The following is a 20,773-nucleotide window of genomic DNA, read 5'->3' on the forward strand; positions in this document are numbered from 1 at the left end:
ACGCGCTGGCCGGGTCAGGCCGCGACCGGGGTGGCCGGATCGACCGCATCCACGAGCGGCTGCAGGGCGGGATCCAGGGCGACCCGTCCGTCGAACACGAAACAGCGCCCCTCGTAATGGGCGCCACCCACCTGCTCGAAATATCCAAGGATGCCGCCGTCCAGTTGCACGACGTTGTCCATGCCGGAGGCCTGCATCCACAGCGCCGCCTTCTCGCAGCGGATGCCGCCGGTGCAGAAGCTGACCACGGTGGCGTCGGCCAGCGCCTCGCGGTGCGGCGACAGCGCCTCGGGGAGGTCGGTGAAGTTGTCGATCGGCAGGGTGAGCGCGCCGGTGAAACTGCCGTAGCCCACCTCCTCGCGGTTGCGGGTATCGAACAGGACCAGTCGCCGCCCGGTGTCGTCGTGGCCCTGCGACAGCCAGCGGGCCAGGTCGGCCGGCGCCACCGTCGGCGCGCGGCGCGCCAGCGGCGAGGCGTCGCCGCGGCGGAACGCGATGATCTCGCGCTTGACCTTCACCTTCAGGCGCGCGAATGGCTGGGACCGGCTGAGGCTGGACTTGACCACGATATCGGCGAAGCGGGCATCCCGCCGCAGGTCGGCAAGGAACCCCTCGATATCGTCCTGCTTGCCCGCCAGGAACAGGTTGAGGCCCTCTTCCGCGACAAGCACCGTTCCCCGCAGCCGTCCGGCCTCGGCGCGTTCGCGAAGGCGGTCGGCGAGCACCCGTGGCGCATCGAGCGGGGTGAAGTGGTAGGCGGCGATATTGACGATCATCGCCGCATTTTACGCGCCCGCCTCGCGCCGGGGCGTGTCCGGGCGCTGAACGCGCCACGGAACCCCGGGCCCTTCGCGCAGTCTGAATGCAGGCACTGTCACTGTGTGCGACAGGTAGCCCGGACCCCGTTCCGGCTACCGCCCATAACAAGAAATGGAGGCGCAATGAAGGTACAGATCAACACCGACAGCCACGTCCAGCACGACGAGTCCCTGACGCGGCATGTCGAGTCGGCCCTGGCCAGTTCGCTGGACCGGTTCAATGGCCAGATCACCCGGATCGAGGTCCATGTCCGCGACAACAACGCCACCAAGACCGGCGGCAACGACAAGCATTGCGTGATGGAAGCGCGCCTGGAAGGCTTGCCGCCGATGACTGCTTCCGAGGACGCGGATACCGTCAAGAGCGCAGTGTCGGGCGCCGCCCGCAAACTCCAGCGCGTGCTCGACCACGCACTGGGCAAGCTGACCCACTGACCCGCCCTGGCCCATTCACGGGCCCGCTGCCGGCCGCCGGACGCGCTCCGGCGGCATGGCGATCCCGCTTCCCCGCGTTCTTCTAGCTGCCTTCGCGCTCACCAGCGCCACGCCAGCGGCGTGCCCCGGCGCCAGACCCGCCCAGACTGTCGCGGGGATTGGCCAGGCGACACCGCTCCAGCGACAGGCAACCGCAGCCGATGCACTCGCCCAGCGTGTCGCGCAACTGTTGCAACTGCGCGATGCGCGCGTCCAGGTCCGCCTGCCAGTGCGTGGACAGCCGCAGCCAGTCGCGTCGCGTCGGCGTCCGGTTCTCCGGCAAGGTCGACAAGGCCTCTCGAATCGCCGCCAGCGGGATGCCGACCCGTTGCGCGACCCGGATGACCGCTACCCGCCGCAGACTGTCGCGCCCGTAGCGGCGCTGGTTGCCCGCCGTGCGTCGACTGTGGATCAGGCCCTTGGCCTCGTAGAAGTGAAGGGCCGACACGGCCACGCCGCTGCGTTCGGCCAACTGCCCCACGCTCAGCTCGGACATACTCGCTACCTCGACATTGCTCGAGCTTTCATCCTCGCCTGCACGCGTCGGGACGACAAGCGCGATGGGGCGCTCAGGCTTCGTCGACGAGTCCCTGGTAGAGCGATACGACCCGGCCCATCAGGGTGTCCGTGCTCCATGCACGCGCGTCCTCCGGCCCGGCCAACGCCAGCTCGGCGCGACGCGCCGGCGACCGCAGCAGGCCTGCAACGGTCTCGGCGAACGCCCCGGCATCCTCGGGACTGACCACTGCGCTGCGCGTGCCGGCCAGCACTGTCGCCGTCCCCATCACCGCGGTCGAGACCACGGGCACGCCCAGCGCCATGGCTTCGGTCAGCACCAGGCCCTGGGTCTCGGTGGGCGACGCGAAAACGAACAGGTCGCCGGCCCGGTACGCATCGAGCAGGGCCCCCTGACGATCGAGGTTGCCATGGAAACGCACCGTATCGTGCAGCCCCAGCGACGCACTGAGCTGCTTGAGGCGCTTTGCGTCCGGGCCCTCGCCGGCGATGATGAATCGAAGGCGCGGGAACTCGGCGACCAGCCGTTTGGCGACCTCCAGCAGGAAAGCGATGTTCTTCTCGACCGCAAGCCGGCTCACCGTCACCAGCACCGGCTGGTCCAGCCCGATTCCGTTGGCCTGGCGGAAGGCGGCGCCGTCGCCGCCCTGGAATTCGTCGAGGTCGATGCCGGTGGGAATCACCGTCCAGGGCGTCTGGATCCCGTAGCGGGCCAGCACGCCGGTCATCTGCTCGCTGGGCACGATCAGGTGGTCTACGCCGTGGCAGAGTTGGCGCGAAACGCGCCGGGCGATGAAGCGCAGCAGGCCACCCGGCAGCCAGGGCAGGTAGTGGGCGACGTACTCCTCGAAATAGGTGTGGTAGGTCTCGACCGTGGGCACCCGCGTGCGTTCGGCCAGCCGTACGCCCAGGCCGTGCGCGCGGAACGGGGTGTGGATGTGGATCACGTCCCAGCGTCGCGCCGCCAATCGCGGCAGCAGCGCCTTGATCGCGTCCCCACGGATGAGGCGATCCTCCGGGTCGAAAAAGATCTCGCGCGAAGGCAGCCGTATCACCTCCATGCCCTCCAGCGCGCCATCGGCCGCCCCTTCCGCAGACGGGCCGTAGTCCGGCGCGACCAGGGTGACCTGGTGCCCCATCCTCAGCAGCGAACGGGCGAAGGTGCGAATGGAGGTCGACACCCCGTTCACACGCGGGAAATAGACGTCCGACAGCATCAGGATGTTCATCGCGTCAGGCTATGCACGCGCGGTTACCATCGTGTTGCATGCATCGGTGCGACGCCTCCACGCGGCGCTTTCGCGCCCCATGGAGTGTCATCCAGCCGTCATGCGGCCCTCGCCACGGGCCTCAGTCGTGCAGTCGCCGGGGCACCGCCAGCAAGGCCAGCATGCTCAGCGCGCCGGCCACCGAGAGATAGAGCCCCACATACCCGAGTCCATGGTGGCTGGCGAGCCAGGTGGCGATGTACGGCGCGAGCGACGCACCGAAGATGCCCGACAGGTTGAACGCCAGCGAGGCACCGCTGTAACGCACTTCGGCGGGGAACAGCTCGGCGAGGATGGTGCCCAGTGGCCCGTAGGTGAGGCCCATGATCGCGAGGCCGATCGCCAGGAACGCCACCGTGCCCACGGTGCCGCCGCCACCGAACAGCGGCTCGAAGAGGAAGCCGAAACCCATGACCGCCGCACTGGCCACGAGCATCATCCGGCGACGCCCGACCCGGTCGGCGTACAGCGCCGAAAGCGGGATCGTCGCGGCGAACAGCAGCACCCCGCCCATCTGCATCCACAGGAAGTCCTCGCGCGCATGCCCCAGCCGCGAAGTGCCCCAGCTGAGCGCGAACACCGTCATCAGGTAGAACAGCACGAAGGTCGCCAGCGCCGACACCGTGCCCAGCAACAGCGCCCGCGGATGCAGGACGAGCACGTCGCGCATCGGCAGCGCAACCCGTTCCTGGCGGTCGATGACGCGCTGGAACGCCGGGGTCTCGGTCAGTCGAAGCCGGATCCACAGACCCAGCAGCACCAGGACCGCGCTGCCCAGGAACGGCAGGCGCCAGCCCCAGGCCATGAAGTCGGCCTCGTCCAGGCCGGCACTCAGCGACAGGAAGGCGCCGGTGGCCATCAGGAAACCCAGCGGCGCACCCAGTTGCGGGAACATGCCGTACCAGGCGCGCTTGCCGGGCGGCGCGTTCTCGGTGGCGAGCAGCACCGCCCCGCCCCACTCGCCGCCCAGGCCCAGGCCCTGGCCGAAGCGGCACAACGCGAGCAGGGCCGGCGCGGCGACGCCCCACTGCGCGTAGGTTGGCAACAGGCCGATCACCACCGTCGAGACCCCCATGGTGAGCAGGGCCGCCACCAGCGTCGCCTTGCGGCCGACGCGGTCGCCGAAATGCCCGAAGACCGCCGACCCGATCGGTCGGGCGAAGAACGCCAGGGCGAAGGTCGCCAGCGATTGCAGCGTCGACGACGCCGGGTCGCCGGCCGGGAAGAACAGGGACGGAAACACCAGCACCGCCGCGGTGGCATAGATGTAGAAGTCGAAGAACTCGATCGTGGTCCCGATCAGGCTGGCCAGGAGTACATGGGTCTTCGACGGGCTCGCCGGCCCGGTGCTGCTGGCATCGTTCATCGCGTGGCATCCCCGTCCGCCGGTTCGGGTCGATCCGGCCAGGTCCGCATTCTGCCCGATGCGCCCGGCGCGGCGGAACGCGCCGGCTGCCTCAACGCTTGCCGGTCACCGCGCGACGCAGGTTGGCCCGCGCGCGCGCATCCAGGCGCTCGTGGAAGAAGTCGCTCAGGAAGATCCTTTCCTTGGCCAGAAGTCCCTTGAGGAAACGCCTGCGGTTGATCCGGAACAGCCAGCCCGGCACGTGGCCGCGGTACTCGCTGGCGATCCCGCGGTCATAGGCATCGAAGGCGTCCGGCGCGGCGCCGAGGATGGCCATGTCGCAGTCCAGGAAATGGCGGACGTCGCCGGGATGGGCGTCGTCGGCGAAATCAGCCGGGCCGAACTGCCCGTGGCGCGCGGTGAGCTCGATCAGCCATGCGACGCGCTCGACGTCCACGTCTTCACGGGACATGGCGGCGCCGATCTCCGCGCGGGCGAACGCGGCCGAGCGCGCCTCGTTGTCGTGCCGGGAAGGCTCGTAGATGGCATCGTGGTACAGCACCGCCAGCCGCACTTCGCGGGGCTGGCGCCAGCCGGGCCCGTCCGCCACCGCGTCGACGTGGCGCATGACCTCCTCGACATGGCCGAAGTTGTGGTAGGCCCGCGGCGGACGGGCGTAGGCCTCGCGGAGCCGCGCTTCCTGCTGGACGTCCAGCCCGTGGTCCTCACCCATTCGTCGCTGCCCTCACGGCCGTGCCGTGCCGATATATACCGATTGTCGCCATTTTAGTACCGTTTATCAATATTCACGGGTTTTGAAATATGGGTGTAACCCAAGCCGGGGCCGGACAGGGTCAGATGGGTTCCATTCCAGAACAATACAGGCCGCCTGGCCGGAAGGAGCGCCCATGAAACCCCTCGTACTCGCCGCCGCCCTGCTCGGCCTCGCTCCCGTCGCGGTCCTCGCGCAAACCGGTGGCGCCGGCCCCGCGTGGAACGGCGAACAGGTCCACACCTTCGCCATCGAACTCGACCCCCAGGGGCGCATGGTCTCGATGCAACCGACCGCGCCGATGCCCGACACGCTGCGCAACGCGCTCGAATCGCGTGCCGCCGAATGGGTGTTCCAGACCGACGGCCAGCCCGCGGGTTCCATCCGCAGCTACCTGCGCATCGCCGTCGCCGGCGGCGCCAGCGCGGGCGAACCCCTGCGCATCCTGTCGGCCACGACGGGCCCTGCCTTCGACACCCTGAGCAACCCGGTCTACCCGACCAGCGAGCTGCGCCGCGGCGAAGGCGGCGTGGTCGTGCTGCAGGTCGAGGTGGATGCGAACGGCGCGGTCACTGCGGTCGACTTCCACGGCGACAAGCAACGCGCCACGCGCTCGATGGCCAATGCCGCGCGCGACGCCGCCTGGCAGTGGCGTTTCACCCCCGAGCAGGTCGATGGCACGCCGATCGCCAGCACCGTGCTGGTGCCGGTGTGCTTCATGGCCGACCATCCCGTGCCTTCCAGCTGCAGCTGGCAGGGCCCGGGCGCACGCCACCTGAGCCGACTGGCGATCGTGACCCTCGATCCGGCCGCGCGCGTCGACACCCAGGCCGGCCAGCTCGCCGGCTTCTGAGGCGGGCGCCCTTCAGCCGTCGCCGCGGGTCGCGGCGCGGCTGGCCGCGGCGGTGAACAGCACGTCGGTCGAGGAATTGAGCGCGGTCTCGGCCGAATCCTGGACCACGCCGATGATGAAGCCGATGGCCACGACCTGCATGGCGACATCGTTGGAGATGCCGAACATGCCGCAGGCCAGCGGCACCAGCAGCAGCGAGCCACCGGCCACGCCCGATGCGCCGCACGCGGCGACCGCCGCGACCACGCTCAGCAGCAGTGCGGTCGGCAGGTCTGGCTCGATGCCCAGCGTATGTACCGCCGCCAGGGTCAGCACGGTGATCGTGATCGCCGCACCCGCCATGTTGATCGTGGCCCCCAGCGGGATCGATACCGAATAGGTGTCCTCCGGCAGGTCCAGCCGGCGGCACAGGTCCAGGTTGACCGGGATGTTCGCCGCCGAGCTGCGGGTGAAGAACGCGGTGATGCCGCTCTCGCGCAGGCACGTCAGCACCAGCGGGTACGGATTGCGGCGGGTCACGAAGAACACCAGCAGCGGGTTCGCCACCAGCGCCACGAACAGCATGCTGCCCACGAGCACCGCCAGCAGGCGGACGTAGTCCAGCAGCGCGCCGAACCCCGACTCCACCAGCGTCGCGGCCACGAGACCGAGGATGCCCAGCGGGGCGAAGCGGATCACCAGCCGGACGATGAAGGTGACCGCGCCGGCCAGGTCGTCGACCACGCGCCGCGTGGTTTTTTCGCCGGCACTCCTGAGCGCGATGCCCAGGCCGACCGCCCAGGCGAGGATGCCGATGAAGTTGCCCTCCAGCAGCGCGTGCACCGGGTTGTCGACGATCTTCATCAGCAGGTCGCGCAGAACCTCGACGATGCCCGCCGGCGGCGCCACGGCGACGTCCGCGGCGGCCAGTTGCAGGGTCGAGGGAAAGGCGAAGCTCGCCACCACCGCGACCAGGGCCGCCAGCAGGGTGCCGACCAGGTACAGGACGAGGATCGGGCGGATGTGGGTCGACTGTCCGCGCTTGTGGTTGGCGATCGCCGCGGTGACGAGCACCAGCACCAGCACCGGTGCCACCGCCTTGAGCGCCGACACGAACACGTTGCCGAGCAGGCCGCTGGCGCGCGCGGCATCGGGCCATGCCCAGGCCAGCAGGACGCCGATGACCAGGCCGACGACGATCTGGGCAACCAGGCTGGTGTTGAACAGGAACGCCAGCCAGCGTGGGCTGGCGGGGCGGTCGTTGGCAGGTGTCATGCGCGTTGTTCCTCGGCATCCGGGGCCCGGGCGAAGCGCCCAAGATACGGAGGTCGGCGACGCCGTGCCAGTCGCCCGCGTTCCCGCCGGGCCGCCGCCGCGGCATACTGGCGCCATGGTCCCGGACCGAATCGCCCGCTGGGCCTCCGCCCTACCCGATGCCGTCACCTCGGCCTTCTTCCTGTCGGTCTGGATCGCGCCGGCGTGGTGGGGTGCCGGGGCCATCCGCACCGGCATGCTGATGATGCTGGTCGAATTCATCCTGCTGCACGCCACCGCGATGCTCGGTTCGATGCTGCTGCAGTCCGGCGCCGATCGGGACAAGCGCCGTCATCGACTGGCCGTCGTTGCCTCGCTGGGCGGCTTCTACCTGCTCTTCATCGCCGTGTGGTCCTACCAGTTCGGAGCGTGGTGGCCGCTGGTCGCCTTCGCCTGGCTGCTGCTGGGCAAGGCCTGGCAGGTGTTCCAGCCCCTGCCCGGCGAGGCCCGGCGCCAGCGGATGCAGTCCGACTGGGCGATCGGGGCCATGGCCTACCTGGCCGGAGTCTTCCTCACCGTGTTCGTGCCGGTGCCCCGCCTGGGGATGAGCCGGGCGATCGTCGCCGAGGCCGGGCTGCCCGGCGACGGGCTCTGGGTCAGCCAGCCGCAAACGGTCATCGCCTTCGGCGCCTTCTACTTCGCCGTGCTGGCCATCACCAAGGCGCGCGGCACGCTTTTGCGCCATGCGCAGCGTGTCCCTGGCTGAGCACGAACGCCCCTGCCTCCCCGAGACCGCCCATGGCCAGCACCCTGCCCTTCCCACGTCGACATCGCCTGCTGCCGCCTGCGGCCTGGCTCGTGGGCATCGCCCTCGCCTGGATGCTGTCGGCCTGCGCGAGCATGCCCCACCGCGATCCCTTGAACGTGGATGTCGCGGGCGTCGAATCGCTGCCCGGCGAGGGCCTGGAAATCCGCCTGGCGGTCACCCTGCGAATCCAGAACCCGAACGCCGACGCGGTCGACTTCGACGGCGCGGCGCTGGCCCTCTCGCTCAACGACCGCACCCTCGCCACCGGGGTCAGCGACAGCGCCGGACGCGTACCGGCCTATGGCGAACGGCTGCTGACGGTGCCGGTCACGATCCCGGCGATCAAGGCGATCCAGCACGTGGTCGGATTCGCCCGCGACCCCGGACAGGCTCCCCTGCGCTACCGGGTGGACGGCAAACTCGAAGGCGGCTGGTTCGGCACGCGGCGCTTCAGCAACGAGGTGGAGTTCGAGCTGCCCGGCGCGCCGCGCGGAGCGGGCGGCCGCTGAGCCTCCGGATCCGGCAAGGTGGCCGGTCAGCGCGGTTTGCCGTCCGCACCGGGTACCGGCCTGATGCCCGCCGAACGCCCCGAGTGGGCCAGCAGGGAATAGACCTCCATCACCGTGTCCATCAGGTCGCCGCCACTGGCGTGCACCGCGGCGTCGGCATGGGCGGCCAGCCGCCGAAGGCGGTCGCGGCGGCGGACCAGGCGGTCGATCGACATCAGCTCGTCCTCCATGATCCGGCGCACGTCGCGGACGTCCAGGTCGCCCGGCAGGACTTCCGGAAACATCGCCAGCGCGTCCAGCACCTGTTCGCAGAACCTCACCGACGGCGCGCCCAGCCATGCACGGCGACCCTCGGCGGGCGTCCGGCCGTCCCAAGGCGACAGGCGCTTGAGCTCGGTTTCCATGGCGTCCATCGCCGTGTCGAGGCGAGCGAGCCGATTCGTTTCCGACGAGACGGGCCTATGGGCCATCCGGATCTCCATATCGAACCACGCGACCGTCGACCGACGGCCGGGGGTGGCGCCGGCGGACGCGCGTCGCGGCGCGGCCCCGTTCCGGCAGGCACCCGATAACAAACAACGCAGAATGCGCCGGAAACCGGCGCACGGGTGTCATGGCCCGTGCGCGGCGCAGGTGGACGGGCTAGAGCGACGATACGGCCGTGCCACCCCGGCCTTCGAGCAGCGCGGCCGCCCGTGCCCGCTCCTCGGCAGAGCGCGCGTGCACCACCACGGCCGAGCGTCCCTTCTTCAATGCGGCCTTGACCGTGTGGACGTAGCGGTCGTGGTCCGGTCGCAGGCTGAGCAAACCGCCCACCAGCAATCCGGCGATGCCGCCGAAGAACATCAGCGCGCCGAGGGACAGCCAGGACGACTGGGTGATCATGGGAATGTCGATGAAATGCAGGACCAGCCATGCCGTCACCCCGGCGACCACGCCGGCAGCCCCCATCGTCACGTGCGAACGGATCATCGTGGCCTTGATGCCCTGGATCTCCGGTTCGAGCTTGCGGTCGGTGGCGGGATCGCCGGGCAGGATCACGCATACCTGTGCATCGGGCAACGCAAGCGCATCCTGGAGCGCCTGGCGGGCTTGGTCCGCGAGTGCGGGTTCGTTGAAAATGGCCGCGAGCTTGGTATCGAAGACCTCGCCGCTGACCGGGCTGGAAGTCTTCATGCTCGACTCCTGACGGAAGGTCGAAGCCAGCATCACGCGACATGCATCGCGGCGACGTGAATTGACGTGCCGCCGCGGCCACGATCGTTGCCGGCGATTCAGCCGGCAACGCCGCGGGCCTCAGGCAGGCGACCGGGTCAGAACTCGCTGATCCGCTCCTTCTCCAGTACCCAACCGGCTTCGCCCGGCATCAGGCGATACACGACCTGACGGGTCTTGCCGGTCGGCTGGCCATCTTCGCCCACCAGCGGAAAGCGACGGATGAGGCGGTTCTCGACCACGGCGATCTCGTCGCCGCCCTTGTAGCCGTCGGCCGCGTCCTGGTCGTCTGCGAGCGGCGCCAGGTAGATGTCGCTCAGGCTCTTGCGCTTGTTCGCGGCGAATGCGACCAGGCCGGCGGGTGCTCCCTCGCTGGCCGGGGTAACGAACACATAGACCTCGGGCGAGCCGTCGGCATCGAGATCGGCCAACTCGGCGTCCTTCACCTGGCCATCGATGTCGCGCGTCATCGGCTCGTTGCTGGCCTCGAGGCCGGTGGGGGTAACCGTGACCTGGCCATCGCCTCCCTGGACATGGAAACCGATGCCCTGCAGTTCCAGCGTCTTGTCGAAGGCCGGCCCGCGCACGGGGGCCTCGGCAGGCGGAAGCGGGGTGTCGGTAGTCGCCTGAGCCGGGGTCGGCTCAGCAGGCGCGTTGTCGACGACCGGCTGGGCACCGTCTCCGTCGGACGCGGGCTTGCAGGCGGCCAGGGCCACGCATACGGCCAGGATGGAAATCGCATGCTTCATGTCGCTGCTCCTCGAGTGGTCGTCCCCTGTACGGGCGAGGCACGGGTGCCTGGACGCGCCTGGACTGCCCGCGTCCGCGCGGCTGCCGTCGCGGGCCGAAGATAGCACCGGCCGGGGAAAAGCGGCGTGCACCGGCGGCCGCCGCGCGCACGCATGGCCTGCACGCCACCAGTGGCACTCTGGCGGTCCACTCGATGCGAAAGACCCCGATGCCCGACTTCGAGATCAGCTTCAGTCCCGCGTTCGACCGCCTTCAGCACGAAGTCACCTCGCTGGTATCCGCCGCGCCGGTGTTCGTCCTCGCCCTCGTCATCGTCGTCCTCGCGTGGATGCTGGGGCGCTGGCTCTCGCGGCGCGCGCTCATCGACCGGGTCGGCCGCTACAACCCCTTCATGCAGGAACTCGCGCGCACCAGCGTGCGCTGGCTGGTGCTGGCCCTGGGCGTACTGGTCGCGCTGGAGATCCTCGACGCCACTGCGCTGGCGGGCGCCATCCTGGGCACGGCGGGCGTGCTCGGCGTCGCCCTCGGCTTCGCGTTCAAGGACATCCTGGAGAACTACCTGGCCGGCATCCTGATGAGCATCCGGCAACCCTTCTCGCCGCGCGACCACGTCGTCATCGACGGCAACGAGGGGATCGTCGCCTCGATGACCTCGCGCGCGACCATCCTGGTCACCCTCGACGGCAACCACCTGCGCCTCCCGAACGCGCTGGTGTTCCGCAGCGTGATCCTGAACTACACGCGCAACCCGAGCCGTCGCTTCGAGTTCGACGTCGGCATCGGCGTCAACGAAGACCTGCTGCGCGCGCAGGCGATCGGCATCGAGGCGATCGCTTCGCTCGAGGGCGTGCTCGATGCTCCGCCGCCGCGCGCATTCATCGCCTCGCTCGGCGACTCCAACGTGCAGGTGCGTTTCCTGGGCTGGGTCGACCAGCGCAGCCATGACTTCGCGGCGGTGAAGAGCGAGGCGATACGCCTGGCGAAGACCGCGCTGGAGGCCGCCGGCATGGACATGCCCGAGCCGATCTACCGCTTGCAGCTGCAGTCCTTCGAGCCACCGTCAACCGCCCAATCGCACGCATCGCCCACGCCCGCGGCACCCCGTGCCGACCCGGGGGTCGATACCCGCGCGCGCGACGAGATCGGCACGCGCATCGAATTCGAGCGCGCGATGGATCCGGATGCGCGTGGACGCGACCTCCTCGATGAGACGGCGCCCAGGGAATAAAGGGAGCGCCCCCGACCACGGAAAGATGCAGGGTCCCCGGGTGCGCTTCGCTTACCCGGGCTACGCGGCGCGTTGCCGTTGCCGTTGCCGTTGCCGTTGCCGTTGATCCTGATCTTGATCTTGATCTTCGCGACTTTGAGGCCGCCGAGCACCGCGGGGCATGGCGGCCGCAGAGGCGCCCTTGTCCGGGCGAAGCGAGTTCGGGCGCGGTGCCGCCACGGCCGAGGCGCACAGGGAACCGGTGCGGCGAAACCGGACCCGGCGGCCGATGGAGCCCGCGGTTTTGGTTCCTCTTGCCAAGACAAAAGGGACTCGCGCGCGCGTCGGGCGAAAGCCCCCGACCTTGCCTGGGGTTTGGATTCCCCTCGCAGGAAGGATTACGCGAACCACGATCAGTCCTGCGTCGTGCCGAAAGACACGGTGGGTATCGCCTTCGGCTCGACCCACCCTACGAAGCGCGGTGAGATGCGTGGTCGTAGGATGGGTAGCGCGAAGCAAAACCCATCGCGTCGTGCGTGCACCTTCGCGACGGTGGGTTTCGCCTTCGGCGCTACCCACCCTACGTGGCCAATCAGGGCCTACGGGCCCGCGGCATGCCAGCCAAAGTTGCCATCTCGGCCGTCATGCGAAAACTGCTGGCCATCCCCTCCCCAATGCCCGCCCGCGCGACGCCATCAAGAACACGACAATCGCCAGGTGACGGACACAGTTCCTACGGCCCTGCAGTCCTTCGAGGCCGTCTCGACGAGACGGTGCCCAAGGCATGTGCCGTTGGCGCTGCAGGCCATCGGAAAAAGTGAACGGGCGACGGCGCGCGTTCAGTCTCGAAGCACGCGCGCACACGTGTCCGGCATTCGCGAAACGCTGCGTTGGATTGACTGACCCGGCATGACAGGACCGTCATCCACCGGGTCGAACCAACCGGCCTGAAAAGGATGTCGACGTGCCAGCACTCCCCTCCTCCAGCATCGCGACGCGGCGTTCCAGACGGACACCGCGGCGTCGGTGCGTGCGCGGAACGACGACTCCCGGGGCCGGTATCCCCCAAACGATGCGATCCCGCATCGGCAGTCAAGGAGTCAATGTCATGGAAGCACGCAACAGCAATCGAAGCGCGTCCCCCGCCACCCGTTCCTCGCGGGCCCGCGCCCCGGCCCTGGTGGCCGCCCTCGCGCTGGTCGCGATGGTGCCCCCGGCCTTCGCCGCGGAGAAGCTGCTCCGCATGCCCGAGGGCGACGTGGTGAAGCTGGAGGCGCCTCGCGGCGCGCAGCAGACGCTCACCGGAGCACTCGGTCGCCCGCATCCCTTCGCCACCGCCGAACAACGCGCGGCCGTCGCCCCGCTGCCCTGGCTGGACGATGCGGCGGCGTCGAAGCCCGCCAAGGGCAACGCCAAACCCGCGCCGGAACTGCGTGGCCCTGCCGGTGACGCCCGTGGTGGCGCCGCGCCGCCCTTCGCCGAGTATCTCGCCCGCGGTGACTTCGCCGAGGCCTGGCGCGACCTGGAACGCATGGACGCCGGCGCGCAACCCAAGGCGCGCGATGGCATGGTCTCGCCCCAGGACGGCGCGCACTACGGTTACGTCCGCTATCCGGGCAACCTCAACACCTCGCAATGGCTGGCCGCGCCGTGGAACAAGATCGGCAAGCTCTACTTCACCACGCCCAGCGGCGGCAGCTCGTACTGCACCGCGAACGTGGCCAGCGGCAACTCGGTACTGATCACCGCCGCGCACTGCGTGTACACCCGCGGCCAGGGCTTCAACTCGAACTTCGTGTTCGTGCCGGCCGACCGCTACGGCGTGGCGCCCTATGGCAAGTACGGCTGGCAGTCGGCAACGGTGCTGAACAACTGGATCAACGAAGGCGGCCGTCGCTGGGACGTCGCGGTGATCCGGCTCGCCGGCGAACAGTCCAGTGGCCGACCCGTCACCGACTACGTGGGCTGGCTTGGCCGTTCCTGGAACCAGCCCTACGTGCAGTACACCTACTCGCACGGCTACGCCAGCAACATCAGCACCCAGTACACCAACATCTGCCGGGGCTATACGTACGCCTCGAGCAACGAGGGGACCGACGTGCTGGTGCAGGGCTGCGACATGACCTACGGCAGCAGCGGCGGCGGCTGGCTGCGCAACTACACGCCCCATTCGCATTCGGGCAACCACGTGAACGCGGTCGTCAGCGGACCGCACATCGGCGACTTCGGCCAGAGCTACGTCGGGCCGCGGTTCAGCAGCAGCAACATCGTGCCCTTGTGCAACGCCGCCGGCTGTTGAGCGGTGGGGTGACGGCCGGCTGAACGTTCGGCCGCGATGCGCGGGCCAACTGGCCCGCGCATCTTCGCGCCGGGACGTCGCACCCGGAGGGCGGATGCCCGTATGCTGGCGATCCCTCCCCGGAGAAGTCGCGATGAACGCCACGACCAAGCGCACGCTGTCCGCCACCCTCATTGGCCTCGCATTCGCCTCCACGGCGATGGCGGCGCTCAAGCCCGGCGCCGAAGCCCCGGCCTTCACCGCACCGGCCTACCTCGCGGGCGAGCCATTCACCTTCGACCTGGCCGAGGCCCTGGAGAAGGGGCCGGTGGTGGTCTATTTCTTCCCCGCCGCGAATACCCCGGGCTGCAACATCGAGGCCCACCTGTTCTCCGAGGCCATCGAGGAATTCAAGGACCACGACGCGACCGTGATTGGCGTGACGGCCGGCAACGTCGATGAACTGCAGGCGTTCTCCAGCAACACGGAAACCTGCGGCGGCAAGTTCCCGGTCGCGGCCGACGTGGGCGCGAAGATCGCCGCGCAGTACGACGCGACCCTGTCGATGAAGCCTGAGTGGTCGAGCCGGACCTCCTACGTGATCACGCCCGACGGCCATGTCGCGCACGCCTATTCGGACATGAGCCCCAACAAGCACGTGCGCGAGACGCTCGACGCGGTGATCGCGCTCGACAAGTAATCCCCGGCGATCCTCATCCGCCGGTCGTCCGTGCACGCGGTCGACCGGCCGCCCGGCCCGCGCCACCGTCACGCGTCCGCCGGGCCGCGGTGCTACCATCACGGGCACGCAAGAGGCTCCATTCGCCAGCCCCCCGCGACGCGCCTGCGTCGCCGGCCGCTTCCCTCCACGTGTCATCGCCCCTCGGGCGACACTTCCCAGGAAGCGCCGTGCCCGGCTACTCCACCCGTACCCTGCTCGTCCACGTGGGCGGCCATGCATTCCGCCTTCGGGTCCTGAGCGACCTGCAGCAGTTCTCCGACCCCGATGGCCACGGCGAACGCCTGGGCATTTCCTCGGCACAGTGGAGCCTGTTCGGGCAGCTGTGGCCCGCAGGCCGCCTGCTGGCGCAGGCGATGGCCACCGCCAACGTCGACGGCAAGCGCATCCTCGAAGTCGGTTGCGGGATCGGGCTGGCCAGCCTGGTCCTGCAACAGCGTGGTGCGGAGATCGTCGCGTCCGACATCCATCCCCTCGCCGAGCCCTTCCTCGCCTACAACTCGGCGCTCAATGCACTCGACTCGGTGCACTACCGGCAAATGGACTGGGACCTGCCGCTGGAGACCCTGGGTCGGTTCGACATGATCATCGCCAGCGACGTCCTGTACGAGCGCGGGCATGCCGCCCTGCTGGCCGACGTGGTGGAGCGCCACGCGCAGGCGGCCGCCGAGGTCGTGGTCAGCGACCCGGGCCGCGGCAACAGCGCGCCGTTCTCCAGGCACCTCGCGTCGCTGGGTTTTTCCGTCACCGAAAGCCGCGAGGCGCTGGAGGGCGAGCCCGACATACCGCACGGCCGGCTCCTGCACTACCGCCGCGACGAACGCGCCACCAGCGTGACGGCACCATGAGCGGCGCGCGGACCCGCGCCGACTGCAGCCGCTGCGACGCGGTCTGCTGCCGCCTGACCGTCGTCCTCGCCGCCGAGGACCGCATACCCGAGCACCTCACCGCACGCACGGCGGCCGGCCTCCACGTCATGGCCCGTGACGCCGAGGGCTGGTGCGTCGCGGTCGACGCGGCCACCGGCGGCTGCTCGATCTACGGCAGCCGGCCCGACGTCTGCCGCCGCTTCCGGATGGACGGTCCGTACTGCCGCGACATCCGCGCCGACTACCGGGATCGCCGCGCGCGCGGCATCCCCCTGGCGGTCTACACCTGAGGCGCGGCGCGCACCCGCCCGTCACCAAGATGTACCGCCCGACAATCGCCTTCGCGGCCAGGCGTGCCCGGGGCGCGAAACGGACGCCTGCTTAACGCCCCATGCCCTACCAATGGGGCGTGGGCCATCGTGGCCCCGATTGCTCCCCCCCAACGAGGCTCCCATGACGACATCCCAAGAACTCGAAAAGCGCTTCTGGAAGGCACTCAAGTCCGACCGCACCCTCATGCTCGGCGTGGACGGCGTCGAGGACGGCCACTCGCGTCCGATGACCGCCATGACCGAACACGACGAAGGCGGCCCCATCTGGTTCTTCACCGGTCGCCCCAATGCCGTCGTGCAACACCTGGCCGAGAGCCGCCGCGCGATCGCGGCCTTTTCCGCCAAGGACCACGAGCTGTTCGCCAGCATCCAGGGCAGCCTGGTCGTCGACAACGACAGGGCGGTGATCGATCGCCTGTGGAATCCCTTCATCGCGGCGTGGTTCGAGGGCAAGGACGACCCCAAGCTGACCCTGCTTCGCTTCGACGCCGAGCATGCCGAGATCTGGCTCAACGAATCCAATTTCCTGGCGGGCGTGAAGCTGTTGCTGGGTGTCGACCCCAAGAAGGACTACCAGGACAAGGTGGCGGACGTGCGCCTGGATTGAAGCCCGCAGCGCTGCCCAGTCAGCGCTGCGGATCAGGGCAGCAGCGGCGGTTGGGCGTCGTACCACCGCCGCGATCGCACCAGGTGGAACGTGCGCCCGCCGTTGTGCAACTCGACGGCGCAATCGAGGGGCCCGCCAGATCCAGGGTCGAGCCGTCGAGCGTGCGCGACCGCACCGTTTCGCGCCAGCCGCGCGTGCAGGTCCGCCATGGGCAGGCGTGCGCCCGTCGATTCCCCCGGGGCTTCGACCGCCGGTTCCATGCGGGCTCATCGCGCGAGCATAGCCAAGACCGCCGGGCTTGGGTATCGGCGACCGGATCCGGTCCGGGGACGCCTCAGAACACCGACAGGCCGGTCATCCGGCTGAAACGATGCAACGCATACCGGCCCAGCAGCGAATTGCCCTTGTCGTCGAGACCGGGATACCACACGCACAGGCTGAGCACGTGCGGGACCACGGCGACGATGCCGCCGCCGACGCCGCTCTTGGCCGGCAATCCGACGTAGAACGCGAAGTCGCCGGCGGCATCGTAGGTGCCCGCGGTCATCATCATGGCGTTGATGCGGGTCGCCAGTTCGCCGCTGACGACCTGCTCGCCTGAGACGCTGCAATGCCCGTTGCCGGCCAGGTACTGCATGCTCCTGGCCAGGTCGACGCAGTCCATGCTCAGTGCGCACTGGTGGTAGTAGAAATCCAGCACGTCCTCCACGGGGTTGTGCAGGTTGCCGTAACTCTTGATGAAATGCGCCAGCGCGAGGTTGCGGTGGCCGGTCTCCGCCTCCGAGCGCGCCACGTCCTCGTCGCAGGCCACCCCGGGGTTGCCCGAACGGGCGCGCATGAACGCAAGCAGGCGCGAGCGCGCGTCGCTGCAGCTCGACAGCACCACGTCGGCGACCACCAGCGCGCCGGCATTCATGAACGGATTGCGCGGAATGCCCTTCTCGTACTCGAGCTGGATGAGCGAATTGAAGGCGTCGCCCGAGGGCTCGCGATCCACCCGCTCCCAGAGGGCATCGCCCACGGCGTCAAGCGCCAGGGTCAGCGTGTGGACCTTGGAGATGCTCTGGATCGTGAACCGATGGCGCGCCGAACCCACCTCGAACACGCGGCCGTCGCGAAGGACCAGGGCCATGCCGAAGCCGTCCAGCGATACTTCGGCCAGGGCCTTGATGTAGTCGGCCTGGCGACCTTCGCCCAGGCGCTGGCGGACCTCGTCGTGGATGGCGTCGAGGATGGCGGCGAAGTCATGCTGGTCGATGTCGCAGGCGCTTGGGAACCGCAGGTGCATGCAGGGACGTCTTCGTGGAAAACCGCGCACAGCATGACCGGAATGCGCCGGCACCGGAACCCGTCCGGGCCGCTTGGCGAGCGGCCGGTGCTGCGCGGAAGGCGCTCAGTGGTGCGCGAGTGCGTAGTCGATCGCCGCGCGCACCGCGGTGGCCTGGGCCTCGTTGCACTGTTCGGGCGTCGCCCTGGGGCTGTCGGGGTACACCTCGGTGGTGGTGGTGTAGCGCGCTCCGGTGATGCTCGCGCACAGGCCCAGCGGTTTGAGCGGGTAGTTGATCACGCCCGGTGCGACGACCGGCGAACCGATGATCTCGCCGCGCGCGTCGGCGGGAGCGATGTGGGTGACCTTGGCCACGGCTTCGATGATCGCCCGCTGGAAGTCCGATTGCGGGTTCGCGGTGTCGCCGACCAGGTAGAAGCCATCCGGGATCTCGCCCGGCTCGAACGGCTTGCCGTCCCGCGCCGCCAGCGCGGGCCGGAACTCGCTCTCGTCGCTGTCGGTGGTCTCGTGAAGGTCCACGTGCACCCGCACGCGCCCCTGGAGCGGCGCCACCAGGCGCATCAACGCGGCCGATTCACCCGCGGGACTGTCCTCGACGAAGGACCGGTTGGGGTCGATCGCATCCGGGTTCCAGCGGTGGATGCGCTCATAGGCCCAGGGACTCACGCAGGGCACCACCAGCAGGTTCACGCGGTCCGCATAGTCGGCGGCATACAGGTCGAGGAAACGCAGCGCGCCATGCACGCCGCTGGTTTCGTAGCCATGGACGCCGCCGGTCACCAGCACGACCGGGCGCTCGTCATGCCAGTCGCGGCTGCGCACGGCATACAGCGGGTAGGCCTCTTCGCCGTAGACCAGGCGCCCGTAGTCCTCCACGTCGAAGCGGGTGCGCAGGCGATCGATCGCGTCGACGACGTCTTCCCGGTAACTGCGTTGCCTGGACTGCCGCGCCAGCCATTGCCCGCGCTCGGCCGCCCCCCACGCGACGCCGGGGGTACCGATGGGATGGAAGGCGGGGGCAATGGACATGGACGCTGGCTCCGGTGCGGGCGAGCGCTCCACTTTACCATCGCCCCTCGGGGCGCCGGGTGCCCGCGCCATCCGCCCCGGCCCTGCGCGGCACCCGGCGCCCGATGCCAGGTCCTAGAGGTCGAAGGGGAAGAAGCCCCAGCAGTCGGCGGTGTCGCGCGCCGTCGGCGCGCCGTGTGCGGCGCAGATCAGGCGCGCCTGGGCGATCGTGTCGGCGTAGGCCGCGTCGTTGGTGTCGGCGAGCGCATGCGACATCTCGTGGATGATCGTCTCCTGCTTGAGCATGTCGTCGGCATTGCGGAAGCGCGTGTTCAGCTGGATCCGGAACGACAGGTCGCGCGCTGGCGACACCGTGACCGGCAGCCCGTTGTGCATGAACACATAGCTCTGGGTGCCGCGGTTCATGTTGTTGCGGACGTCGGCCCAGGTCGCCTGGAAGCTGTTGGGGTTGCCGGCATCCACGTTGCCTTCGGCATCGGGGAACACCACCGGCGGGCGCGCCGATGCGTACTCGTCGGGATCGTGGTCCTGCCAGTCCGCGTACTCGATGTAGACGGTCCAGGTATTGAGCGCGGTGGCGATGGCGGCATACACGGTCTGCGCGGTATCGACGAAGACGGTGTCGCCCGGGCCCAGCGCCGGCGCTGGGCCGGCGCCGAACTGGACGCCGAAGTAGGTCGTCAGCGCGGTGCGCACGGTGGTGGCGTCGGCGTCGTTGGCGTCCAGCAGGACGTTGCGGTTGCGAGGCTGCAGCCAGCCTGCCGCGGTCCGGCACAGGCCAAGTGCGTCGATGAAGTACGTGTCCAGGCTCTCGATCTGGGCCTGGCCGCGATAGATGCGGGTCATGGGGTGTCCTCCGGGATGGGCGTCATTGCCCTTCGACCTGGAGAACGTCGGCCGATGGCCCGGCGTGAACCGCGCCCGGCCGGGTCAGTCCTCCAGTTCGGCCGCTTCCCGGCCCTGCTGGCGGATCAGCGCTTCGTCGCGGGCCTCGTTGATCGCGTCGCGCACGCCTTCGATGTCGGCTTCGTGCTCGTCGTGCTCGAAGTGGCCGCTCAGGTCGGTATCGGGCGCGAGGGCACCGGCTTCGTAGAGTGCCCACATCTCCTCGCCGTACCAGGTGTCCAGCAGTTCCGGTGCCGATCGACCGAGCCATGCGGTGAGGTTGTTGACGTCGCGCAACAGCATCCTCCGCGCCGCGTTGTTGCCCGCCGCGCTGACCACCTGCGGGAAGTCGATCACCACCGGACCCTCCGCGCCGACGAGGACGTTGTAGGGCGACAGGTCGCCATGGACCAGGCCGCAGCACAGCATCCGCACGACCTGCCGCACGAGCACGCCATGGAATGCCCGCGCCTGTTCCGGACCCAGCTCGACCTCGCCCAGGCGGGGCGCCGGCGCGCCGTCGGCGTCGACGACCAGTTCCATCACCAGCACGCCGTGGAAGAAGCCATGCGGTTCGGGCACGCGTACGCCGGCGTCGCGCAGCTGGTAGAGCGCATCGACCTCGGTGTTCTTCCATTCGGCTTCCTGCTGCCGCCTGCCGTAGCGGGTCGCCTTGCCGATGGCCCGTGCTTCGCGACTGCCGCGGACCTTGCGCCCTTCCTGGTACTGCACCCGCTGCTGGAAACTGCGTTGCGCCATGTCCTTGTAGACCTTGGCGCAGCGCACGTGGTCGCCGCTGCGGACCAGGTACACCGCCGCTTCCTTGCCGCTCTTGAGCGGGCGCAGCACGGCATCGATGACGCCGTCCTCGATCAGCGCCATCAGCGCGGTGGGGGTCTTCATGGACTGGGGGCGGCTCGTGCGCTCGGGGGCGGGCATTCTCTCATGCGCCCGCGACGGCGACCGGTCCGCCGTCCC

Annotated in this window: 23 protein-coding genes; 10 read left to right on the forward strand and 13 right to left on the reverse strand. The window is 69.3% G+C overall.

Features of this window, described 5'->3' with window-relative positions; translation table 11 throughout:
- Positions 1-14: 14 nt before the first annotated feature.
- The gene (locus tag FKV25_RS05785) at positions 15-776 is read right to left on the reverse strand and encodes a sulfurtransferase (protein WP_141517846.1); all 762 of its coding nucleotides are present in this window, start codon (positions 774-776) and stop codon (positions 15-17) included.
- A 165-nt stretch (positions 777-941) separates the two neighbouring features.
- Between FKV25_RS05785 and FKV25_RS05790 the strand changes: the two genes are divergently transcribed.
- Positions 942-1,253 (forward strand): HPF/RaiA family ribosome-associated protein, encoded by a 312-nt coding sequence (locus FKV25_RS05790; protein ID WP_141517847.1) that lies wholly within the window; start codon positions 942-944, stop codon positions 1,251-1,253.
- 82 nt (positions 1,254-1,335) lie between these two features.
- Here the strand turns inward: FKV25_RS05790 and soxR are convergent, their stop codons facing one another.
- From soxR to FKV25_RS05810, 4 genes are all read right to left on the reverse strand, one after another.
- A complete protein-coding gene (gene soxR, locus FKV25_RS05795) occupies positions 1,336-1,788 on the reverse strand; it encodes a redox-sensitive transcriptional activator SoxR (protein ID WP_141517848.1) in 453 nt (150 codons plus the stop codon).
- Between the two features lie 73 nt (positions 1,789-1,861).
- Positions 1,862-3,037: a glycosyltransferase gene (locus FKV25_RS05800; protein WP_141517849.1), complete on the reverse strand. Its 1,176-nt coding sequence runs from the start codon at positions 3,035-3,037 to the stop codon at positions 1,862-1,864.
- A gap of 121 nt (positions 3,038-3,158) precedes the next feature.
- On the reverse strand, positions 3,159-4,442 hold the full coding sequence (locus tag FKV25_RS05805) for an MFS transporter (protein ID WP_141517850.1): 1,284 nt from the start codon (positions 4,440-4,442) through the stop codon (positions 3,159-3,161).
- A 91-nt stretch (positions 4,443-4,533) separates the two neighbouring features.
- Entirely contained in the window at positions 4,534-5,154 is a 621-nt protein-coding gene (locus tag FKV25_RS05810; RefSeq protein ID WP_141517851.1) for an HD domain-containing protein, read from the reverse strand.
- 175 nt (positions 5,155-5,329) lie between these two features.
- Between FKV25_RS05810 and FKV25_RS05815 the strand changes: the two genes are divergently transcribed.
- Positions 5,330-6,046, forward strand: a complete 717-nt coding sequence (locus tag FKV25_RS05815) for an energy transducer TonB (RefSeq protein ID WP_141517852.1) — start codon at positions 5,330-5,332, stop codon at positions 6,044-6,046.
- Between the two features lie 12 nt (positions 6,047-6,058).
- Here the strand turns inward: FKV25_RS05815 and sstT are convergent, their stop codons facing one another.
- Entirely contained in the window at positions 6,059-7,300 is a 1,242-nt protein-coding gene (gene sstT, locus FKV25_RS05820; RefSeq protein ID WP_141517853.1) for a serine/threonine transporter SstT, read from the reverse strand.
- A gap of 115 nt (positions 7,301-7,415) precedes the next feature.
- Here sstT and FKV25_RS05825 point away from each other — a divergent pair, with 115 nt between their 5' ends.
- Together FKV25_RS05825 and FKV25_RS05830 are read left to right on the forward strand one after the other, a co-directional pair.
- Positions 7,416-8,045 carry a hypothetical protein gene (locus tag FKV25_RS05825; protein WP_141517854.1) on the forward strand — a complete coding sequence of 210 codons (630 nt, stop codon included), beginning with the start codon at positions 7,416-7,418 and terminating at the stop codon, positions 8,043-8,045.
- A gap of 32 nt (positions 8,046-8,077) precedes the next feature.
- Complete coding sequence (locus FKV25_RS05830) at positions 8,078-8,596, forward strand: LEA/WHy family protein (protein ID WP_141517855.1); 519 nt, start codon at positions 8,078-8,080, stop codon at positions 8,594-8,596.
- A 26-nt stretch (positions 8,597-8,622) separates the two neighbouring features.
- On the opposite strand, the gene FKV25_RS05835 is transcribed toward FKV25_RS05830, so the two are convergent.
- From FKV25_RS05835 to FKV25_RS05845, 3 genes are all read right to left on the reverse strand, one after another.
- Entirely contained in the window at positions 8,623-9,066 is a 444-nt protein-coding gene (locus FKV25_RS05835; RefSeq protein WP_141517856.1) for a hypothetical protein, read from the reverse strand.
- A gap of 172 nt (positions 9,067-9,238) precedes the next feature.
- On the reverse strand, positions 9,239-9,772 hold the full coding sequence (locus FKV25_RS05840; protein WP_141517857.1) for a hypothetical protein: 534 nt from the start codon (positions 9,770-9,772) through the stop codon (positions 9,239-9,241).
- 137 nt (positions 9,773-9,909) lie between these two features.
- A complete protein-coding gene (locus FKV25_RS05845) occupies positions 9,910-10,560 on the reverse strand; it encodes a hypothetical protein (RefSeq protein ID WP_141517858.1) in 651 nt (216 codons plus the stop codon).
- Positions 10,561-10,754: 194 nt separating this feature from the next.
- Here FKV25_RS05845 and FKV25_RS05850 point away from each other — a divergent pair, with 194 nt between their 5' ends.
- From FKV25_RS05850 to FKV25_RS05880, 6 genes are all read left to right on the forward strand, one after another.
- On the forward strand, positions 10,755-11,789 hold the full coding sequence (locus FKV25_RS05850; RefSeq protein ID WP_141517859.1) for a mechanosensitive ion channel family protein: 1,035 nt from the start codon (positions 10,755-10,757) through the stop codon (positions 11,787-11,789).
- A 1,087-nt stretch (positions 11,790-12,876) separates the two neighbouring features.
- Entirely contained in the window at positions 12,877-14,067 is a 1,191-nt protein-coding gene (locus tag FKV25_RS05860; RefSeq protein WP_141517860.1) for a trypsin-like serine peptidase, read from the forward strand.
- A gap of 133 nt (positions 14,068-14,200) precedes the next feature.
- Positions 14,201-14,746 carry a peroxiredoxin gene (locus FKV25_RS05865; RefSeq protein WP_141517861.1) on the forward strand — a complete coding sequence of 182 codons (546 nt, stop codon included), beginning with the start codon at positions 14,201-14,203 and terminating at the stop codon, positions 14,744-14,746.
- Positions 14,747-14,955: 209 nt separating this feature from the next.
- Positions 14,956-15,633, forward strand: coding sequence for a class I SAM-dependent methyltransferase (locus tag FKV25_RS05870; RefSeq protein WP_141517862.1), 678 nt, complete (start codon positions 14,956-14,958; stop codon positions 15,631-15,633).
- The gene (locus tag FKV25_RS05875; RefSeq protein ID WP_141517863.1) at positions 15,630-15,944 is read left to right on the forward strand and encodes a YkgJ family cysteine cluster protein; all 315 of its coding nucleotides are present in this window, start codon (positions 15,630-15,632) and stop codon (positions 15,942-15,944) included. Before FKV25_RS05870 ends, FKV25_RS05875 begins: the two co-directional genes overlap by 4 nt.
- A 163-nt stretch (positions 15,945-16,107) precedes the next feature.
- Positions 16,108-16,593: a pyridoxamine 5'-phosphate oxidase family protein gene (locus FKV25_RS05880; RefSeq protein WP_141517864.1), complete on the forward strand. Its 486-nt coding sequence runs from the start codon at positions 16,108-16,110 to the stop codon at positions 16,591-16,593.
- 334 nt (positions 16,594-16,927) lie between these two features.
- Here FKV25_RS05880 and FKV25_RS05885 read toward each other — a convergent pair whose 3' ends face one another.
- The 4 genes from FKV25_RS05885 to FKV25_RS05900 form a co-directional block, all read right to left on the reverse strand.
- Positions 16,928-17,881 (reverse strand): glutaminase, encoded by a 954-nt coding sequence (locus FKV25_RS05885; protein WP_141517865.1) that lies wholly within the window; start codon positions 17,879-17,881, stop codon positions 16,928-16,930.
- Between the two features lie 105 nt (positions 17,882-17,986).
- Positions 17,987-18,910, reverse strand: a complete 924-nt coding sequence (locus FKV25_RS05890) for a M14 family metallopeptidase (protein ID WP_141517866.1) — start codon at positions 18,908-18,910, stop codon at positions 17,987-17,989.
- 114 nt (positions 18,911-19,024) lie between these two features.
- The gene (locus tag FKV25_RS05895; RefSeq protein WP_141517867.1) at positions 19,025-19,756 is read right to left on the reverse strand and encodes a hypothetical protein; all 732 of its coding nucleotides are present in this window, start codon (positions 19,754-19,756) and stop codon (positions 19,025-19,027) included.
- An 84-nt stretch (positions 19,757-19,840) separates the two neighbouring features.
- Positions 19,841-20,698, reverse strand: a complete 858-nt coding sequence (locus FKV25_RS05900; RefSeq protein WP_141517868.1) for a PA4780 family RIO1-like protein kinase — start codon at positions 20,696-20,698, stop codon at positions 19,841-19,843.
- Positions 20,699-20,773: the final 75 nt, after the last annotated feature.

The organism is Marilutibacter aestuarii (assembly GCF_006546775.1).
GTDB lineage: Bacteria > Pseudomonadota > Gammaproteobacteria > Xanthomonadales > Xanthomonadaceae > Marilutibacter > Marilutibacter aestuarii.